Here is a 16,086-nt window from a genome sequence, read left to right as displayed (position 1 = left end):
TGACGTCACACGTCGACGACGACGTCGGCCCGGTCGCGGCCGGCGGCCACGCGGCGGGCGTTCGCCTCGTCGGAGCGCAGGACCCACGCGCGGGCGTCGGCGGGGGACTTGCCGAACTCGACGTGGCGGGCGATCAGGCGCTCCACGCGCACGGTGTCGTCCACGGCCACCCACCACACCTCGTCCAGGAGCGGGCGGACGGCCGTCGACCACGGCTGCTCGTCCAGCAGGAGGTAGTTCCCCTCGGTGACGATCAGCGGGACGTCCGGGCCGACGGGGAGGGCGCCCGCGATCGGCTGTTCCAGGGTCCGCTCGAAGGACGGCGCGTAGACCGTCTCGCCGTCGTGCGGGGTGCGCAGCCGGGCGAGCAGCGCCGCGTACCCGTGGGCGTCGAAGGTGTCCGGGGCGCCCTTGCGGTCGGCGCGGCCCAGGCGGGCGAGTTCCACGTCGGCCAGGTGGAAGCCGTCCATCGGGACGAGCACCGCCAGGCCGTCGAGGGCCCGCACCAGGGACTCGGCGAGCGTGGTCTTGCCCGCGCCGGGCGGGCCCGCGATGCCGAGGACGCGGCGCGGGCCGCGGGCGGCCAGGGTGCGGGCGCGGGCGGCGAGTTCATCGAGGTGAGCGGCGTACGACTGCATGGGGTGGAGCCTGTCAGGTGTGCTTGAGGAGCTCCACCAGGCGGGACAGGCCGTCCGCGCCGTGGCCCGCCTCGACCGAACGGTCCAGGAGGCCCTGGAACGGCGCGAACAGTTCGGCGTCGATGCCCGCCGAGCGGAACGCGGCCAGCAGGTTCGGGAAGGCGGCCTGGTTCACGGCCAGGCTGGAGACGTCCGTCAGGTGCCGCCCGGAGTCGACGGCCGCGGCCGTGCCCGGCAGGAAGCCGTGTGTCATGGCCGACAGCCAGTCGCTCAGCAGCGGCTGCAGCTCGGCGGCCGGAATGCCCGCCGAGCCGATCAGCGCGTACGCCTGGAGGGCGCCCGCCACCATCCCGTACATGCCGGTGAGCAGCGCGAGGTCCCACAGGGCCGCGAGACCGGGGTCCGTGCCGGTCCAGCGGGTGCCGCCGAACGCGGCGAGCGTGTCCCGGTGCCGTGCGTACGCCGACTCGTCGCCGCTGTAGAAGACGTACGCGGCGTCCGTCGCGATCATCTGCGGTACGGCCATGATCCCGCCGTCGACGTAACGGGCACCGGCGGCGGTGGCGCGCGCCGCGAACTCGCGGGCCTGGTCCGGGGTGCCGTTGGTGAGGTTCACCAGGGTCCTGCCGGTCAGGTCGGTGTCGTGCAGGACCTTCGCGACGTCGTCGTACGTCGTCAGGCAGACGATCACCAGCGGGCTCGCGGCCACCGCCTCGCCGACGGTGCCCGCGGGGGCGGCGCCCTGGGCGACGAGCGGTCCGGTCTTCGCCGTGGTGCGGTTCCAGACCGTGGTGCGGTGGCCCGCCTGCAGGAGGGCCGCGGCCAGGGCGGAGCCCATCAGGCCGAGGCCCAGAACGGATACGTGGGACGGTGCGTGGGACGGGGTGTGTGTCATGTCTGCATCCTTCGGTGCGTCCCAATTGCCCACAAGTACCCACTCTTTGGTGAGGTGCTGACCAGAAGGTAAGTCACCAGGTCAGAGCGGAGTCCATCGACGTCTGCCAGTAGGTGACCTTGATCGAGTCGTCGACGTAGACGCCCTTGGCGGGGAGCGCGGGCCGGGCGGCCGGGCCGTCGTAGTCGCCGAGGCCATCGGGGCCGGCGAAGGAGACCACCAGGGTCTTGGCCGTGTAGCCGTTGGAGCCGCTGCCGTCCGTGGCGGAGAGGGCGACGGCCGCGTAGCCGGACTGACCGGGTTCCAGGGAGACGACGGCCTGCGGCTGCGACTCCTCCATGACCGGCGGCACGGACTGGGCCTCGCCGAGGCGAACGGCCGGGTACGAGTACAGGTCGCAGCGCTTGCCGCTGGTGTTGGTGACCGTGAGGAGCATGTGGTTCACGGGGCGGTTGACCGGGGCGGCCGTCGTCTTCGTGTTGGACCCGTCGCAGACGATGCGCTCCACGTCCGTGTCGGAGCCGGAGCCGGCGGGCTTGGTCGCGGTGGCCGCGGGCTTCGGCTTCTGCGTCGACGCGGTGGGCTTCGAGGTGTCGTGGGCGGGCTTGCCGTCCGTCCCGTTCCCGCTCCCGTTCTTGTCGCCGCCGCCGTCCTTCGCGCCCTGCGACTCGTGGGTGGAGGCCGACGAGGCCGAAGAGGCGGACGGGCCCTCGTCCTTGACGCCCGAGCCGTCGTTGCAGGCGGTCAGCGAGAGCGCGGCGATCGCGACGGTCGCGGCGGCGGTGAGGAGGCGGGTGCGGGAGTTCCGGATGCTGGACATGTGGTCGAGCCCCTTCGAGGTTCTGGTGGGAGTGGTGCTTGGATGAATGGAGCTTGTGGGGTGATCCGTCCCAGTCGCCACGCCTGGCGGGGAGTTGGGGACGCTGGAACGCTGAAACGGGCTCTGACCAGCAGGTATACGCGTGCCCTGGAACGGTTGGCCGGGACACGGGGGGATGGAGGAACGGGTGACCGGGAGCGGCGGGGACGGGTTCGCGGAGCTGCTGCGGGAGCTCAAGGACCGTTCGGGACTGAGTTACGGGGTGCTGGCGAAGCGGCTGCACATGAGCACGTCGACGCTGCACCGGTACTGCAACGGCACGGCCGTGCCGAACGAGTACGCGCCCGTGGAGCGGCTCGCCCGGGTGTGCCGGGCGACGCCCGAGGAACTGGTGGAGCTGCACCGGCGGTGGATCCTGGCGGACGCCGCGCGAGGGCGTAAGCCGGTCGCCGGGGCTGTGAGCGATGCTCCTTCTGGCGGAGCCGTGGAGACGGACGCCGAGCCGGGGCCCGGCCCCGATGAACCGTCGCGCGGCACCGGGGGCCGCCTTGCCCACCCTGCCGCCCCAGGCGGCAGCCTGCCCAAGGCTGGAGCGGCTGGAGCCGGGCGGCGAAAGCGTGGGGTCGTCGTGGGTGGGGCCTCGCTGGTGGCTGTGGTGGGGGCCGTCGTGCTGGCCGCCAACCTCGCGTCCCCGGGCAGCGGCGACGACCGGAAAGCGGGTGGGGGAGCCGTCACCGCCAGTGGCACGCACCGGGCGACGGACTCCGCCTCACCGTCCGCCTCGCGCAGCGACAGGGCGAGCGGCAGCCCGTCCGCCTCGGCCTCCGCGTCGAAGGGGAAGGGCGCCGGGGCGGGCGCCCCGGCCGGGCCCTCCCGGTCCACCGGCGGAGCCACCGGCACGCCGATCACCGTCGGCGTCCGCCCCTATGTCTACGACAGCCCGTGCAGTCAGCACTTCCTCGTCGACAGCGAACCCGAGCAGGTCGGTCCGCCCGCGGGCGAATCGGACGCCGTGCGCTGGTCCGGCGCCTACGGCGCGGTCTCCTCGGGCGAACAGCGCGTCGCCCTCACCGTCCAGGGCACCGGCTCCGACACCGTCGTCCTGGAGGCCCTCCACGTACGCGTCGTCTCCAAGGGCGCACCGCTCGCCTGGAACGACTACTCGATGGGCGTCGGCTGCGGCGGCAACGTCGAGACCAAGTCGTTCGACATCGACCTGGACAACGGCAGCCCCGCCGTCACCGTCAAGAACGGCCAGCGCGACTTCCCGTACAAGGTCAGCGAGTCCGACCCGGAGGTCTTCTACGTCACCGCCCACGCCAAGGCCCACGACGTCCGCTGGGACCTGACCCTGGACTGGCGGAGCGGCGACCGCCGCGGCACCGTCCGGGTCCGCAACGGCGACACCTCGTTCCGGACGAGCGCCGACGCCAACCGCCCCGGCTACGACTACCCGTTGGGCGGCGGCGAGTGGATCGAACGGACCGAGCAGCAGTAGCCGTCCGCATGGTGAAAACAGTGGGTGGAAGGGCCATCCATCCTTCTAGGGTCGCGGAAAGCCGCCGCTCGGAAGGAGCCCCTCTCCCATGACCGCCGCCACTCCACCGTTCGCCGCCCGCGTCGCGACCACCGGAGGCTCGCCGATCCGGGACATCCTCGCGGTGACCGCGCAGCCCGAGTTCATCAACTTCGCGGGCGGGCTCCCGGCCCCCGAACTCTTCGACGCGGACGCCGTCGCCGCCGCGTTCGCCGACGTGCTGCGCGGCGACGCGGGGCGTGCCCTCCAGTACTCCACCACCGAGGGCGAGCCCGTCCTGCGCCGGGCGCTCGCCGCCCGCACCACCGACCGCGGCCTGCCCACCGACGCCGACGACCTGCTCGTCACCACCGGCTCGCAGCAGGCCCTCTCGCTCCTCGCCACGGCACTGATCGAACCCGGCGACACCGTCCTCGTCGAAAGTCCCTGCTATCTGGCGGCACTTCAGGCCTTCGGACTGGCCGGCGCCCGGCTGATCGGCGTCCCCTGCGACGAGCACGGCATCGACCCGGACGCCCTCGACGCCCTCGTCGCCGAACACCGCCCCAAGCTCCTCTACACCGTCCCCACCTTCCAGAACCCGACCGGCCGCACCCTGCCCGCCGGCCGCCGCGCCGCCGTCGCCGCGGTCGCCGCCCGCCGCGGACTGTGGATCGTCGAGGACGACCCGTACGGCGAACTCCGCTTCGAGGGCGACCGCGTCCCGTGGATCGCGACGTACGAGGAGGCCAGGGACCGCACCGTCCTGCTCGGCTCGTTCTCCAAGGTCATGGCGCCCGGCCTGCGGCTCGGCTGGCTGCGCGCGCCGAAGCAGCTCCGCCGCGCCTGCGCCGTCGCCAAACAGGCCGCCGACCTGCACACCCCGACCGTCAACCAGCTCGCCGCGGCCCGCTACCTCGCCACCGTCGACCTCGACGCGCACGTCGCCAAGGTGTCGAAGGCGTACGGCATCCGCCGCGACGCCCTCCTCGACGGCCTGCCCGCCGCCCTCCCCGTCGGCTCCACCTGGAACCGCCCCGAGGGCGGCATGTTCCTGTGGGCCCGCCTCCCGCAGGGCGCCGGACACGACGCGACCGCCCTGCTGAGCAAGGCGGTCGAGGAGAAGGTCGCGTACGTCCCGGGCGCCCCCTTCTACGCCACGGCCCCCGACCCCACGACCCTCCGGCTCTGCTTCGTGACGCAGACGCCGGAGGAGATCGCGGAGGGGCTGCGACGGCTGGGCCGCGCCCTGAACAGTCCGAACAGTTAGAGCTTCTCGGGGGTCCGGATGCCCAGCAGGGCCATGCCCTGGTGGAGCGTCCGGGCCGTCAGGTCGCACAGGAACAGACGGTTCTCCGTCTGCTCCTTCGTGTCGGCCTTCAGGACCGGGCACTGGTCGTAGAACGTCGTGTACAGCGACGCCAGCTGGTACAGGTACGCGGCCAGCTTGTGCGGCGCGTACTCGGCGGCGGCCTCGTAGACCAGATCGCCGAACGCGTCCAGGTGCAGGCCCAGCGCCCGCTCCGCAGGGGCGAGTTCGAGCTCCGGGTGGGCGACGGGCGCCGCCGAGTCGCCGGCCTTCCGCAGGATCGACTTGATCCGCGCGTACGCGTACTGCAGGTACACGCTCGTGTCGCCGTTCAGCGACACCATCTGGTCCAGGTCGAACTTGTAGTCCCGGTTCGCGGACGTCGACAGGTCGGCGTACTTCACCGCGCCGATCCCCACGAACCGGCCGTTCTCGACGATCTCGTCCTCGGTCAGGCCCACCTTCTCGGCCTTCTCGCGCACGACGGCGGTCGCCCGCTCGGCGGCCTCGTCGAGGAGGTCCTCCAGCTTGACCGTCTCGCCCTCACGCGTCTTGAACGGCTTGCCGTCCGCGCCGAGCACCGTGCCGTAGCCCATGTTGTGGGCCGTGACCTCGTCGCTCAGCCAGCCGGCCCGCCGGGCCGTCTCGAAGACCATCTTGAAGTGCAGCGACTGCCGCACGTCCACGACGTAGATCAGCGACGTGGCGTGCAGGTCGAGGACGCGGTCGCGGATCGCCGAGAGGTCGGAGGCCGCGTAGCCGAAGCCGCCGTCCTTCTTCTGCACGATCAGCGGGACCGGCTGGTCGTCCTTGCCCTTGATGTCGTCGAAGAAGACCACGAGCGCGCCCTCGGAGCGCACCGCGACACCGGACTCCTCCAGGAGCCGCGCCGTCTCCGCCATCATGTCGTTGTAGGCGGACTCACCGACGATCTCGTCGTCGCGGATCTCCATGTCGAGCTTCTCGAAGACCGAGTAGAAGTACACCTTCGACTCGTCGACGAACCGCTGCCACAGGTCCAGCGTCTCCTTGTCGCCGGACTGCAGGGCGACGACCCGCTTGCGGGCCCGCTCCTTGAAGTCCTCGTCCGCGTCGAAGACCGCGCGCGACGCCTTGTACACCCGGTTCAGGTTCGACATGGCCTGCTCGCCGTCGACCTCGTCGGCCGGGGCCAGCGTGTCGGGGTTCTCGATCAGGTACTGGATGAGCATGCCGAACTGGGTGCCCCAGTCGCCGATGTGGTGCCGGCCGATCGTCTTCTCGCCGGTGAAGTCGAGCATGCCGCGCAGCGCGTCGCCGATGACCGCCGAGCGCAGGTGACCGACGTGCATCTCCTTCGCCACGTTCGGCTGGGCGTAGTCGATGACCGTGGTGCCCGGCTGCTCCTTCAGCGGCACGCCGAGCCGGTCGCCGTCCGCCGAGCGGGCCGCGAGCGTCTCGGTGATCGCCCGGTCGGTGACCGTGACGTTCAGGAAGCCGGGGCCCGAGACCTCGACGTCGGCGAGCAGATCGCCGCTGACGATCTTCTCGACGACCTGCGTGGCCAGCTCCCGCGGGTTCGCCTTGGCCTTCTTGGCGAGCGCCAGGATCCCGTTGGCCTGATAGTCGGCCCGGTCGCTACGTCGCAGCAACGGGTCCGCGCCGCCGGCCTCCGGCAGGGCGGAAGTCAGGGCGTCGGCGAGGCGTGCGTTGACGTTGGCGGTGATGGACGTGACCGGGGCCATGGGTATGGGCTGCCGTTCTGGTCGGGGCTGGTTCGATGGTTCCGGCCAGTATCCCACGGGGGCACAAACGGGTTTTCGCGTCCACGCGGGGTAGGAACCGGGCCATGGGCGCGGACGACGGGTGGCAGACCTTCACGAAGGACGATCCCGCGCTGCCCCGGGCGGTCCGCAAGGAGGCCCGCTCCACCGGCGTCCGGCAGCGGGTCCACCGGGTGCTGACCGGCGTCGACGTCTGGGTCGTCACCGCGAGCGGCGTCTACATGGGGCCGGGCGGCCAGCACCCGGTGCGGACCTGCCGGGTGCACCTGCGGCCCCGCGGCCCCGTCGACGACCGGCCGCGGGTCCTCGTGAGCCCCCGCACGCCCCTCGGCGGGTTCCTCAAGGGCCACGGCGTCGACCGGGGGCTGGGCCCCGGCACCGGCGACGCGCGGTTCGACCGCGCCTTCCGCATCCTGTCGCGGCACCCCGAGCGCGTGCTGCCGCTGCTGACCCCGCAGGTCAGGGCCGACACGATCGAGGTGACCGGGACGGGCTGGCGGCTGCGCGACGGCATGCTGGTCGCCGAGCCGCCGCACGCGCACGACGCGTACTCCCTCGGGGACGGGCTCGGCACCCTCGTCCGCATGGCCCGCGCGCTGGCCGCGGGGCCGCCGGGCGGGCCGCTCCCGTAAGGCGTTTTCCTCCTGCCCGGGGTTGCTGGGACAATGGGGGACGCGCGGAGTGCACCCGCGCGACCTCATCAGGAGAGAAGGACGAACCGATCGTGGCCCAGAGCACGAGCACGGAGACCGCAGAGAACGCGGACTGGGTCTCCCGTTACGCGGACGATGTCATCGCCGAGTCCGAGCGTCGTGCCCCGGGCAAACCGGTCGTCGTCGCCTCCGGCCTGTCCCCGTCAGGACCGATCCACCTCGGCAACCTCCGCGAGGTCATGACCCCGCACCTGGTCGCCGACGAGATCCGCCGCCGCGGGTACACGGTCAGGCACCTGATCTCCTGGGACGACTTCGACCGCTACCGCAAGGTGCCGAACGGGGTGCCCGGTACCGACGCGTCCTGGGCCGAGCACATCGGCAAGCCGCTGACGGCGGTCCCGGCCCCCGCCGGGTCGGCGTACCCGAACTGGGCGGAGCACTTCAAGGCCGCCATGGTCGAGGCCCTCGCGGACCTCGGCGTCGAGTTCGACGGCATCAGCCAGACCGAGCAGTACCAGGCGGGCACGTACCGCGAGCAGATCCTGCACGCGATGAAGCACCGCGGCGACATCGACGCGATCCTCGACCAGTACCGCACCAAGAAGGCCCCGGCCAAGAAGCAGCAGAAGGCCGTCGACGAGGCCGAGCTGGAGGCCGCCGAGGGCTCCGGCGCCGCGTCCGAGGACGACGGCAGCGGCGGCGCGGGCGGCTACTACCCGTACAAGCCGTTCTGCGGCGAGTGCGGCAAGGACCTCACCACCGTCACGTCGTACGACGACGAGACGACGGAGCTGTCCTACACCTGCACGCTCGACGGCTTCACCGAGACGGTCCGGCTGACCGAGTTCAACCGCGGCAAGCTGGTCTGGAAGGTCGACTGGCCGATGCGCTGGGCCTTCGAGGGCGTCATCTTCGAGCCGTCCGGCGTGGACCACTCGTCGCCCGGCTCGTCGTTCCAGGTCGGCGGCCAGATCGTCGAGCTGTTCGGCGGCAAGCAGCCGATCGGCCCGATGTACGCGTTCGTCGGCATCTCCGGCATGGCGAAGATGTCGTCGTCGAAGGGCGGCGTCCCCACCCCGGGCGACGCGCTCCAGATCATGGAGCCGCAGCTGCTGCGCTGGCTGTACGCCCGCCGCCGCCCCAACCAGTCGTTCAAGATCGCCTTCGACCAGGAGATCCAGCGGCTCTACGACGAGTGGGACAAGCTCGGCGGCAAGGTCGCGGACGGCTCCGTGCTGCCCGCCGACGCGGCCGCGTACAGCCGCGCCGTCGGCACCGCCGCCGGTGAACTGCCGCGCACCGAGCGCCCGTTGCCGTACCGCACGCTGGCGTCCGTCGCCGACGTGACGGCCGGGGACACCGAGCAGACCCTGCGGATCCTCTCCGAGCTCGACCCGGAGAACCCGGTCACCGACCTGGCGACCGTCCGCCCGCGCCTGGACAAGGCCGAGGCGTGGATCACCAAGTACGTGCCCGCAGAGTCCCGCACCATCGTGCGCACGGAGCCGGACACCGAGGCCCTGGCCGCCCTCGACGACGCCTCCCGCGCGTCGATCGCCCTCCTCCTGGAGGGCCTGGACGACCACTGGTCGCTCGACGGCCTGACCCACCTCGTGTACGGCGTCCCGAAGGTGCAGGCGGGCTTCCCCGCCGACGCCACCGCCAAGGAACTGCCGCAGGAGATCAAGACGGCGCAGCGCTCCTTCTTCGCGCTGCTCTACCACCTCCTGGTCGGCCGCGACACCGGCCCGCGCCTGCCCACGCTGCTCCTCGCCGTCGGCGCGGACCGCGTGCGCAAGCTGCTCGGGGCGTAAGCACGCGACGGCGAGGGGGCGGCACCTTCGGGTGCCGCCCCCTCGCCGTGTCTGCTTCGTCCGCGCGTGCTCAGGCGATGTGGTCGTCCAGCAGCTCGGTGGTGAGCCGCTTGCTGAACTGCTCGTGGTAGCGGATGAGGTCACGCTGGGCGAGCTGCGCGCCGTACGTCGCCTCCACGTTCGCCTGGAACGCCGCCTGCGTCGGCATGCCCTCGCCGTCTATCGAGTACCGGAACACCTGGTACAGCTCCTCGTCCGACGGAGCCGCGGGTTCCGCCTCCGGGATGCCGTCGCCGAACGGCGCGGGGGGACGGGAGCGGGACCGGGACCGGGATCTGCTGCGGCTGCTCCTCGTACCAGTCCTGGTGCTGCTCTTCCGGCACGAACGTGGGCGGCTGGAAGTTCGGGTCGTAGTCGCCCTGGTACGCCACCTCGCGCGGCGTCGCGAACCACTGGCTCTGCGCTTCCTCGGCCTGCGCCTGCATCTGCATCTGGGCCTGCGCCTGGGCCTGCGTCTGCGGGGCCATCGGCTGCTGCGGCGCCTCGGGCGCCGGTGTGCGCTCCAGCTCCGGCACCTGCGGTTTCGGCGGCAGCAGCTGCGGCTCGATCCCCGCGGCCGCGAGACCCGCCGGGGCCGTGTCCGAGAGCGGGACGCCGTACCGGGCGAGGCGCAGCGGCATCAGCGACTCCACCGGGGCCTTGCGGCGCCAGGCCCGGCCGAACCGGGAGTGCAGCCGCGCCTGATAGACGAGCCGCTCCTGCTCCAGCTTGATCACGGCCTCGTAGGAACGCAGCTCCCACAGCTTCATCCGGCGCCACAGCAGGAACGTGGGCACGGGGGAGAGCAGCCAGCGCGTGAGGCGCACGCCCTCCATGTGCTTGTCCGCGGTGATGTCCGCGATCCGCCCGATCGCGTGCCGCGCCGCCTCGACCGAGACCACGAACAGGATCGGGATCACGGCGTGCATGCCGACGCCCAGCGGGTCCGGCCAGGCCGCCGCGCCGTTGAACGCGATCGTCGCCGCCGTCAGCAGCCACGCCGTCTGCCGCAGCAGCGGGAACGGGATCCGGATCCAGGTCAGCAGCAGATCGAGGGCGAGCAGGACACAGATGCCCGCGTCGATGCCGATGGGCAGGACGTAGGAGAAGTTCCCGAAGCCCTTCTCCAGGGCCAGCTCGCGGACCGCCGCGTACGAACCGGCGAAACCGATACCCGCGATGACCACCGCTCCCGCGATGACCACCCCGACGAGTATCCGGTGCGTCCGTGTCAGCTTCAGTGGCGCGGCCACTCCAGTTCCCCTCCCAGTTCGGCATGTTGCGCCCAACAGACTGGCACATGCATGCGGCGGGCCGTGGGGCGGTACGGCGGGAGCCCGGCTCCCAAAAGGGGCCGGGCTCCTCAAATGCCGGGCAAACGCTGCCCGTTGACCATGCGGTCGTGGCCGTGTCGGCTGTCTCAGCTGTCCTTGGCCGCGGACTTCGACGCCGACGGCTTCACGGACGCCCCGGAGCCCGACTCGTCCGCCGGCTTCGACTTGTCCGCCGACTTCGACGGGGACTTCGACGCGGACGGGGACGCGCTCTTGCCCGACTCCGTCACGGCGGCCACCGCCTCCTTGGCCGCCTTCTCGGCGTCCTTCGACAGATCGCCGGCGTCGGGCGTCTTGTCGCCCGCGAGCCCTGAACCGTTGAAGTCGACCGTCACCACGACGTTGTCCACGCGCGTGACGACCGTCTGCTGCCTGGACGTGACGTCCTTCTTCTTCTCCTTGTACGCGCGGTCGTAGCGCACCAGCGTCGCCTCGTCGCCCGTACCGGACACCGCCGACGTCTTGACGCCCTTCGCGCCGTCCGTCGCCTGCGCGTCCTTGACCTGCTTCGCGTAGTGCTCCGAAGCCAGCTTCTCGCCACTGCCCCGATTGACATCCGAGTCAAAACGGATCATCGAGACATTCAGCCAGCGGTACTGGGAGCCCTTCACGCCGTTGTTGTCCAGGCTGGACCACGAGCAGCTCGCCCGCGTCGACTCGTCGTCCGAGGCGCCCGCCTTGCTGTCGCCCTTCGGCACCAGGTCGTCCAGCGTCTTCTTCGAGAGCGCCGAGCACGCCTGCGGCAGCGACTTGTACGTCGCCGGAGCCACCTTCTTCGCCGCGTCCCCGGCCGTCGAGGCGGACGCCTTCGACTCCTTCGACGCCTTCTCGGAACCGGAATCCGAACCTGAGTCGGAGGAACAGCCGGCTACGACGAGAACCACCGGCACGGCGGCTGCGCAGGCGAGGACGCGGGTGAGTCGCTTGGTCGGACGGTGCATGGTTCCTTCACTGGGACGCTGACAAGGACACGGACCGGACACGCGACGATCGACCGACCTTCACGAACCCGGGTCCGATGGGCCACCGTACGCCGAAGCCGACCCGCACGCCTCGCCTTCCCCGGACCCGGCCCGAGCCCCGAACGCCCCCTACTCGCCGAACCGGCCGACCAGCTTCCCGGCCAGTTCCTGCACCGTGTCCTGCATTTCCTTGCTGTCCGGCACCTCGCCGGGCGCCGCCGACTGCGCCTCGTACTCGACGGTCACCACCACGTTCGACGTGCGGAACACCACAGTCACCGTCCGGTGCCGCGCCGCCGTCGGCCCCGCCAGCACGTCGTCCACGAACGCCTCGTCACCGAGGTCGTCGAGCACGCGCGGCTGCAGATCGGCCGGCGGGACGGACGAGGTCGCCGTGGCCGACGCACCGTCCGACGCGTCCCCCGACGGCGCCCCGCTCTCGTCGTCCGACGCACCCGCCGACCCCTCGGCCGTCGGCTCGTCGTCCGCGGACGACGCCGACGGCGCCGGCAGATCGGCCGCCACCTGCTTCGCCCCGAACACGTCCTCCGCGCTGCTGTCGTCACTCACCGCCGCGTCGTACGACACCACCCGCTCGAAGTCCAGCGTCAGCCGGTGCGCACCCGCGTCCGCCGAACTGTCCTTCCAGCCACAGCCGACCCGGCGGTCCGTGTCGTACGTCTCCGTCGCCGCGCCCTCGTACGCCTTCTCGCGCTGCTCCTCGTCCGGCAGCCCCTCGATGCCGGGCAGCATCTCGTCCAGCGTCGCCTTGTCCACCTGGGCGCACGCCTCGGGCAGCGACCGGTACCGGCCCGGCTTCGCCGACGTCGCCGACGCGCTCACCTCGCCCGGCTTCGAGTCGTCCGTCCCGCCCCCCGAGTCGGAACTCCCGGTGCACCCGGCGAGCAACGCCGTCAGGAGCACGGCGACACCCGGTACGTACGCGTACGACTTCCGCTGCACCGTAGGAGCTCCTCTCGGCGGGTTGCGCCTGGTTAATCGGTTGCCGCGACAGGGCGGCCAGTGAGGCAATGTCTATCGCACGCACCACAGTGGACGCCGGTCCGGCATCCCTTTCGGTGCCCTTGGTGCCGTTATTTGCGTTTCACCACTTCCGACCCAGCACACCCTTCTGCTCCAAGTAAGCCGATTCACGGGGGATTTCATGTCATACGTAGAGGTACCGGGGGCGAAGGTCCCCATCCGCATGTGGGCCGACCCGGCCACGGTCGAGGACGTCGCGATGCAGCAGCTGCGCAACGTCTCGACCCTCCCGTGGATCAAGGGCCTCGCCGTCATGCCGGACGTCCACTTCGGCAAGGGCGCGACGGTCGGCTCGGTCATCGCGATGCAGGGCGCGGTGTGCCCGGCGGCGGTCGGTGTCGACATCGGCTGCGGCATGAGCGCGGTGAAGACGTCCCTGACGGCGAACGATCTCCCCGGCGACCTCTCCCGCCTCCGCTCGAAGATCGAGCAGGCGATTCCGGTGGGCCGCGGCATGCATGACGATCCGGTCGATCCGGGGCGGCTGCACGGGTTCGGGACGGCCGGGTGGGACGGGTTCTGGGGGCGGTTCGACGGGGTGGCCGATTCGGTCAAGTTCCGGGAGGGCCGAGCCATGAAGCAGATGGGGACCCTCGGCTCGGGCAACCACTTTGTGGAAGTCTGTGTTGATACATCCGATGCGGTCTGGCTCATGCTGCACTCCGGTTCGCGCAACATCGGCAAGGAACTCGCCGACCACCACATCGGCGTCGCCCAGAAGCTCCCGCACAACCAGGACCTGGTCGACCGCGACCTGGCCGTCTTCATCGCGGACACCCCGCAGATGGCGGCGTACCGCAACGACCTGTTCTGGGCGCAGGAGTACGCCAAGTACAACCGCACGATCATGATGGCGCTCTTCAAGGACGTGATCCGCAAGGAGTTCAAGAAGGCGAAGCCGACGTTCGAGCAGGAGATCAGCGCGCACCACAACTACGTCGCCGAGGAGCGCTACGACGGCGTGGACCTGCTGGTCACCCGCAAGGGCGCGATCCGGGCGGGCTCCGGCGAGTACGGGATCATCCCGGGTTCCATGGGCACGGGCTCGTACATCGTGAAGGGCCTCGGCAACGCGGCGTCCTTCAACTCCGCGTCGCACGGCGCGGGCCGGAAGATGAGCCGGAACGCCGCGAAGAAGCGGTTCTCGACGCGGGACCTGGAGGAGCAGACGCGGGGCGTGGAGTGCCGTAAGGACTCCGGCGTCGTGGACGAGATCCCCGGTGCGTACAAGCCGATCGAGCAGGTCATCGATCAGCAGCGCGACCTCGTGGAGGTCGTGGCGAAGCTGAAGCAGGTGGTCTGCGTCAAGGGCTGAACTGCCGCGAGCGCCCGAGCCGATGGCGGCTCGGGCGCTCGGTCCGGTCACTCCGGCACGGGCACCTGCCCGCGTAGGGTCAGCGCACGTCCACGCAGTCACCGGTGGCGGTGACCGCCGGCGTGGTGGAGGTGCCCTCGAACTTGTAGCGGTAGCAGCGGTCGGTGGTCGCCGTGCGCGTCTGCTTCTCGACGCCCGCCAGGCTGCCGGTGCCGGTGATGTGGCTGCTGGTGGTGGCGTACGAGCCGGTCAGCGCACGCTCCTGGAGGCGGACGGTCTGCTGGGTGTAGCCCGCGTACTTGTGGGTGTCCCAGTTGGCGCGCTCCAGCTTGCCGGTGATCGTGATCGTCTTGCCCTTGGCGACGGGCTCGGGGGCCGCGTTGTTGCTCAGGCGGGACCAGCGCTTGAGGTACCAGGTCTTGGCGTTGTCGGTGTTCACGTCGGTGGTCGCGTCGGTGATCGCCCAGAGGGAGAGCTTCCAGGCTCCGGCGTCCTCGTTCGTCAGATCGCTCTGGGGGTCGATCTTGTAGGTGGCCGTGCAGCTGTAGGTGCCGTCGGCGGACTGGACGCAGGGGTCGGTGTCCGCGTCGAACTGCTCGGAGTTGATGAACTGCTGCAGGTCGCTGTCGCGGTCGGTGCCGCGCCAGAGCGACGCGTTGCTGCCGTAGAGCTTCGTTCCGCCGCTGATCGTCCACTTCACGGTGATCGTCTGCGTGTTCGTCGTCCCGACGCGGGCGCTGTTGCCGCCGTCGACGGTGATGCCGGAGACGACGGTGGTGTCGTCGGCGCTCGCGGCCAGGGTTCTGGGCTTGGGCGCGGCGGCCTTCGCCGCCGACGCGTCGGCGGCCGCGGCCTTGCTCTGCTGCAGTGCCTCGGCCGCGTCGGTCTCGCCCGCCGTCGCGGACGGCGTGACGAGCAGGCCGACGGCGAGCCCGGTGGCGGCCAGCGCGCCGACGCCCAGGGTCACCTTCTTGCCGGACGTCAACTTCTTGCGGGAGTGCTGAGGCATGGGGAGGCTCCGATGTCGACTGTCGATGGGCGGACGCGGGTCGTGGGGACGGACCGATCCGCATCACGCACGGCCGCATCACGCACGGCCACAGGCGCCGCGAAGACTTGATCGGTGATGCGGTGAAAGGGTTGTACGCGCGCGACAGTTGGGGCATGTGAGGTGCGCCACTCGACGGTTCCGCTTCGCGCGGCCCCGTCTTGACAACCCAGCCTTGACAACCTCGTCGCCTCGCCCGCATATTTATCTGCGTCACGCAGCTTCTGCGCGACGCCGATGGAGTAGGGCACAGTGCCGGCGTCGCGGCTGCATTCCGTACGTACTTTGGGGATCACCCATGACTTCCACCCTGGCTCCGCCAGTGCTCGGCGCCCGTGCGCGCTGGGCCGTGCTCGGTGTCGTGCTCGCCGCCGATGTGCTCGACCTCGTCGACGCCACCGTCACCAACGTCGCCGCCCCGACCATCGCCCGTGACCTCGGCGGCGGTGCCGGGCTCGTGCAGTGGCTCGGGGCCTCGTACGCGCTCGCGCTCGGGGTGCTGCTCGTGCTGGGCGGGCGGCTCGGGGACAAGTTCGGGCGGCGCAGGCTGTTCCTCGCCGGGCTCGGCGGGTTCACCGTCGCATCCGTGGCCTGCGGGCTCGCCGGCAGTCCTCAACTGCTCGTCGCCGCCCGGCTGTTGCAGGGGGCCTTCGGGGCCCTCGTCATTCCGCAGGGGTTCGGGATCCTCGGTGCCACCTGGCCGCGCGAGCAGATCGGGAAGGCGTTCAGCCTGTTCGGGCCCGTGATGGGTCTGTCCGCCGTCGGCGGGCCCGTGCTCGCCGGGTTCCTGATCGACGCCGATCTCGGCGGGCTCGGCTGGCGCGCCATGTTCCTGATCAACATCGTGCTCGGCGGCGGCGCCTTCCTGGCCGCCGTCCGCCTGCTGCCCGAGGACCGCGGCGAGAAGGACACCGTCGTCGACGTGGTCGGGTC

At 71.2% G+C, this 16,086-nt stretch carries 13 protein-coding genes and 1 pseudogene; 6 read left to right on the top strand and 8 right to left on the bottom strand.

Annotated features, from left to right (window positions below; all coding sequences use genetic code 11):
- Window positions 1-5: 5 nt before the first annotated feature.
- The 3 genes from M4J07_RS39925 to M4J07_RS39915 form a co-directional block, all read right to left on the bottom strand.
- On the bottom strand, window positions 6-638 hold the full coding sequence (locus M4J07_RS39925; RefSeq protein WP_255980650.1) for a nucleoside/nucleotide kinase family protein: 633 nt from the start codon (window positions 636-638) through the stop codon (window positions 6-8).
- A 13-nt stretch (window positions 639-651) separates the two neighbouring features.
- Entirely contained in the window at window positions 652-1,533 is an 882-nt protein-coding gene (locus M4J07_RS39920) for an NAD(P)-dependent oxidoreductase (protein ID WP_255980648.1), read from the bottom strand.
- A gap of 73 nt (window positions 1,534-1,606) precedes the next feature.
- Complete coding sequence (locus M4J07_RS39915) at window positions 1,607-2,353, bottom strand: DUF4232 domain-containing protein (RefSeq protein WP_255980646.1); 747 nt, start codon at window positions 2,351-2,353, stop codon at window positions 1,607-1,609.
- Between the two features lie 175 nt (window positions 2,354-2,528).
- Between M4J07_RS39915 and M4J07_RS39910 the strand changes: the two genes are divergently transcribed.
- Both M4J07_RS39910 and M4J07_RS39905 read left to right on the top strand, forming a co-directional pair.
- A complete protein-coding gene (locus M4J07_RS39910) occupies window positions 2,529-3,851 on the top strand; it encodes a helix-turn-helix domain-containing protein (RefSeq protein WP_255980644.1) in 1,323 nt (440 codons plus the stop codon).
- Window positions 3,852-3,939: 88 nt separating this feature from the next.
- On the top strand, window positions 3,940-5,139 hold the full coding sequence (locus tag M4J07_RS39905) for an aminotransferase-like domain-containing protein (RefSeq protein WP_255980642.1): 1,200 nt from the start codon (window positions 3,940-3,942) through the stop codon (window positions 5,137-5,139).
- Here the strand turns inward: M4J07_RS39905 and argS are convergent.
- The gene (argS, locus tag M4J07_RS39900) at window positions 5,136-6,902 is read right to left on the bottom strand and encodes an arginine--tRNA ligase (RefSeq protein ID WP_255980640.1); all 1,767 of its coding nucleotides are present in this window, start codon (window positions 6,900-6,902) and stop codon (window positions 5,136-5,138) included. The two genes, M4J07_RS39905 and argS, sit on opposite strands and share 4 nt — an antisense overlap.
- 104 nt (window positions 6,903-7,006) lie before the next feature.
- Between argS and M4J07_RS39895 the strand changes: the two genes are divergently transcribed.
- Both M4J07_RS39895 and lysS read left to right on the top strand, forming a co-directional pair.
- The gene (locus M4J07_RS39895) at window positions 7,007-7,573 is read left to right on the top strand and encodes a hypothetical protein (RefSeq protein WP_255980638.1); all 567 of its coding nucleotides are present in this window, start codon (window positions 7,007-7,009) and stop codon (window positions 7,571-7,573) included.
- Between the two features lie 89 nt (window positions 7,574-7,662).
- Window positions 7,663-9,411, top strand: coding sequence for a lysine--tRNA ligase (lysS, locus tag M4J07_RS39890; RefSeq protein WP_308284815.1), 1,749 nt, complete (start codon window positions 7,663-7,665; stop codon window positions 9,409-9,411).
- A 70-nt stretch (window positions 9,412-9,481) separates the two neighbouring features.
- Here lysS and M4J07_RS39885 read toward each other — a convergent pair.
- From M4J07_RS39885 to M4J07_RS39875, 3 genes and pseudogenes are all read right to left on the bottom strand, one after another.
- Window positions 9,482-10,703, bottom strand: a pseudogene (locus M4J07_RS39885) (DUF2637 domain-containing protein).
- A 167-nt stretch (window positions 10,704-10,870) separates the two neighbouring features.
- Window positions 10,871-11,725, bottom strand: coding sequence for a DUF3558 domain-containing protein (locus M4J07_RS39880; RefSeq protein ID WP_255980634.1), 855 nt, complete (start codon window positions 11,723-11,725; stop codon window positions 10,871-10,873).
- A 150-nt stretch (window positions 11,726-11,875) separates the two neighbouring features.
- On the bottom strand, window positions 11,876-12,709 hold the full coding sequence (locus M4J07_RS39875; protein WP_255980632.1) for a DUF3558 domain-containing protein: 834 nt from the start codon (window positions 12,707-12,709) through the stop codon (window positions 11,876-11,878).
- A gap of 202 nt (window positions 12,710-12,911) precedes the next feature.
- Here M4J07_RS39875 and M4J07_RS39870 point away from each other — a divergent pair, with 202 nt between their 5' ends.
- Window positions 12,912-14,105, top strand: coding sequence for an RtcB family protein (locus M4J07_RS39870; RefSeq protein ID WP_255980630.1), 1,194 nt, complete (start codon window positions 12,912-12,914; stop codon window positions 14,103-14,105).
- A 79-nt stretch (window positions 14,106-14,184) separates the two neighbouring features.
- Here M4J07_RS39870 and M4J07_RS39865 read toward each other — a convergent pair whose 3' ends face one another.
- Window positions 14,185-15,114, bottom strand: coding sequence for a calcium-binding protein (locus M4J07_RS39865; RefSeq protein ID WP_255980628.1), 930 nt, complete (start codon window positions 15,112-15,114; stop codon window positions 14,185-14,187).
- A 337-nt stretch (window positions 15,115-15,451) separates the two neighbouring features.
- Here M4J07_RS39865 and M4J07_RS39860 point away from each other — a divergent pair.
- On the top strand, window positions 15,452-16,086 hold a 635-nt coding region (locus M4J07_RS39860), incomplete at its 3' end, for an MFS transporter (RefSeq protein WP_255980626.1).

Origin of the sequence: Streptomyces longispororuber (genome assembly GCF_024448165.1) — a bacterium.
GTDB lineage: Bacteria > Actinomycetota > Actinomycetes > Streptomycetales > Streptomycetaceae > Streptomyces > Streptomyces longispororuber_A.
The sequence above is the reverse complement of the archived record's forward strand: the minus strand, read 5'-3'. Positions and strand labels throughout refer to the sequence as shown.

Excerpts from the sequence above, each read along its gene's own strand:
- M4J07_RS39920 (WP_255980648.1), bottom strand. The coding sequence starts at position 1,533 with ATGACACACACCCCGTCCCACGCACCGTCCCACGTATCCGTTCTGGGC.
- argS (WP_255980640.1), bottom strand. The coding sequence starts at position 6,902 with ATGGCCCCGGTCACGTCCATCACCGCCAACGTCAACGCACGCCTCGCC.
- M4J07_RS39925 (WP_255980650.1), bottom strand. The coding sequence starts at position 638 with ATGCAGTCGTACGCCGCTCACCTCGATGAACTCGCCGCCCGCGCCCGC.
- M4J07_RS39910 (WP_255980644.1), top strand. The coding sequence starts at position 2,529 with ATGGAGGAACGGGTGACCGGGAGCGGCGGGGACGGGTTCGCGGAGCTG.
- M4J07_RS39880 (WP_255980634.1), bottom strand. The coding sequence starts at position 11,725 with ATGCACCGTCCGACCAAGCGACTCACCCGCGTCCTCGCCTGCGCAGCC.
- M4J07_RS39895 (WP_255980638.1), top strand. The coding sequence starts at position 7,007 with ATGGGCGCGGACGACGGGTGGCAGACCTTCACGAAGGACGATCCCGCG.
- M4J07_RS39905 (WP_255980642.1), top strand. The coding sequence starts at position 3,940 with ATGACCGCCGCCACTCCACCGTTCGCCGCCCGCGTCGCGACCACCGGA.
- M4J07_RS39865 (WP_255980628.1), bottom strand. The coding sequence starts at position 15,114 with ATGCCTCAGCACTCCCGCAAGAAGTTGACGTCCGGCAAGAAGGTGACC.
- M4J07_RS39870 (WP_255980630.1), top strand. The coding sequence starts at position 12,912 with ATGTCATACGTAGAGGTACCGGGGGCGAAGGTCCCCATCCGCATGTGG.
- M4J07_RS39915 (WP_255980646.1), bottom strand. The coding sequence starts at position 2,353 with ATGTCCAGCATCCGGAACTCCCGCACCCGCCTCCTCACCGCCGCCGCG.